At 72.2% G+C, this 1,811-nt stretch carries 1 protein-coding gene and 2 pseudogenes; all 3 read left to right on the top strand.

Translation table 11 applies throughout. The annotated features are described in order from the left end of the window. Window positions 1-181, top strand: a pseudogene (locus ACRDSQ_RS06810) (ergothioneine biosynthesis glutamate--cysteine ligase EgtA); the annotation flags it as partial. After that, complete coding sequence (egtB, locus tag ACRDSQ_RS06805; protein ID WP_431419715.1) at window positions 178-1,491, top strand: ergothioneine biosynthesis protein EgtB; 1,314 nt, start codon at window positions 178-180, stop codon at window positions 1,489-1,491. The pseudogene ACRDSQ_RS06810 and the gene egtB, both read left to right, overlap by 4 nt. 37 nt (window positions 1,492-1,528) lie before the next feature. Continuing rightward, window positions 1,529-1,811, top strand: a pseudogene (locus tag ACRDSQ_RS06800) (ergothioneine biosynthesis protein EgtC); the annotation flags it as partial.

Below are 1,811 nucleotides of genomic sequence, written 5' to 3'. Positions count from 1 at the left end.
CCGCTGGGTCGTCGCGGCCCGGCACGGGCTGGCCGACCGGCCGCTCGCCGCCGCCGCCCGCGCGGTGCTCGACATCGGGCTGCGCGCGGTGGCGAACCTGGGCCTGGCGCCCGATTACGCCCGGCTGGTCATGGGGGAACTGGAACGGCTGACCGACACGACCACTGGGAGGAAGTCGTGACCAGCACGGAGGACCTGCGCGCGAAGGTCGCCGACGCGCTGCGGCGCTCGCGTGAGCGCAGCACCACGCTGACCGAGTCCGTCGACGACGACGATCTGGTCCGCCAGCACTCGAAGCTGATGTCGCCGCTGGTCTGGGACCTCGCGCACATCGGCAACCAGGAAGAGCTCTGGCTGGTCCGCGACGTCGGCGGGCGCGAGCCGGTGCGCGAGGACATCGACCACCTCTACGACGCCTTCCAGCACGCGCGCGCCGACCGGCCCGCGCTGCCGCTGCTCTCGCCCGCCGAGACCCTCGGCTACGTGCGCGAGGTGCGCGAGAAGGTGTTCGACGTGCTCGAACGCGTCCCGCTCGAAGGCTCGCGGCTCGTCGACCAGGGCTTCGCGTTCGGCATGATCGTGCAGCACGAGCAGCAGCACGACGAGACGATGCTGGCCACCCACCAACTGCGGGTCGGCGCGCCGGTCCTGCACGCGCCCGACCCGGGTCCGGCGACCAGGCCCGCGCGCCGGGAGGTGCTGGTGCCGGCGGGTGAGTTCACCATGGGCACGTCGACCGAGCCGTGGGCGCTGGACAACGAGCGGCCCGCGTTCCGGCGCCATGTCGACGCCTTCTTCATCGACACGGTCCCGGTCAGCAACGGCGACTACCTGGCGTTCATCGACGCGGGCGGCTACGACGACGAGCGCTGGTGGAGTGCCGAGGGCTGGACGTACCGCAACCAGGCGAACCTGGTGGCGCCCCGGTTCTGGAAGCGCGACGGCGACGGCTGGGTGCGCACGCGGTTCGGTCTGGTGGAACGGATCCCGGTCGACGAGCCGGTGGTGCACGTCAGCTTCCACGAGGCCGCCGCGTACGCGAAGTGGGCGGGCAGGCGGCTGCCGACCGAGCCGGAGTGGGAGAAGGCCGCCCGGTTCGACCCGGCAGGCGGCCGGTCGCGCCGGTACCCGTGGGGCGACGACGATCCAGGCCCGGAACACGCCAACCTGGGCCAGCGGCACCTGCGGCCCGCGCCGGTCGGGTCGTACCCGGCGGGCGAGTCGGCGCTGGGTGTGCGTCAGCTCATCGGCGACATCTGGGAGTGGTGCGACTCCGGGTTCGAGGCCTACCCGGGGTTCGCGGCGTTCCCGTACCGGGAGTACTCCGAGGTGTTCTTCGGCGGCGATTACAAGATGCTGCGCGGCGGGTCGTTCGGCACCGACAAGGCGGCCGTGCGCGGGACGTTCCGCAATTGGGACCACCCGATCCGCAGGCAGATCTTCGCCGGGTTCAGATGCGCCCGCGACGTGCTCCCGGATGAGGCGCGGTAACGCCGTGTGCCGCCATCTGGGTTACCTGGGGCCTGCTGTGTCCTTGTCGTCCCTGCTGTTCGACCCGCCGCAGGGGTTGTTGAGGCAGACGTTCGCGCCGAAGGACATGCGGCAGGGCGGCACGGTCAACGTCGACGGGTTCGGCGTCGGCTGGCGCACCGACGGCGAGACGGTCCGCTACCGCCGCGCCGTTCCGATGTGGATCGACCACGGCTTCGCGGCCGTGGCGGCAGGCACCCGCAGCGAAGTGGTGCTCGCCGCCGTCCGGTCGGCCACCATCGGCATGCCGATCTGCGACGACGCCTGCGCGCCCTTCACCG

The organism is Actinokineospora sp. (genome assembly GCF_050699995.1).
In the GTDB taxonomy this organism is placed as follows: Bacteria; Actinomycetota; Actinomycetes; order Mycobacteriales; family Pseudonocardiaceae; genus Actinokineospora.
This window is presented reverse-complemented; position numbering and strand designations above follow the sequence as displayed.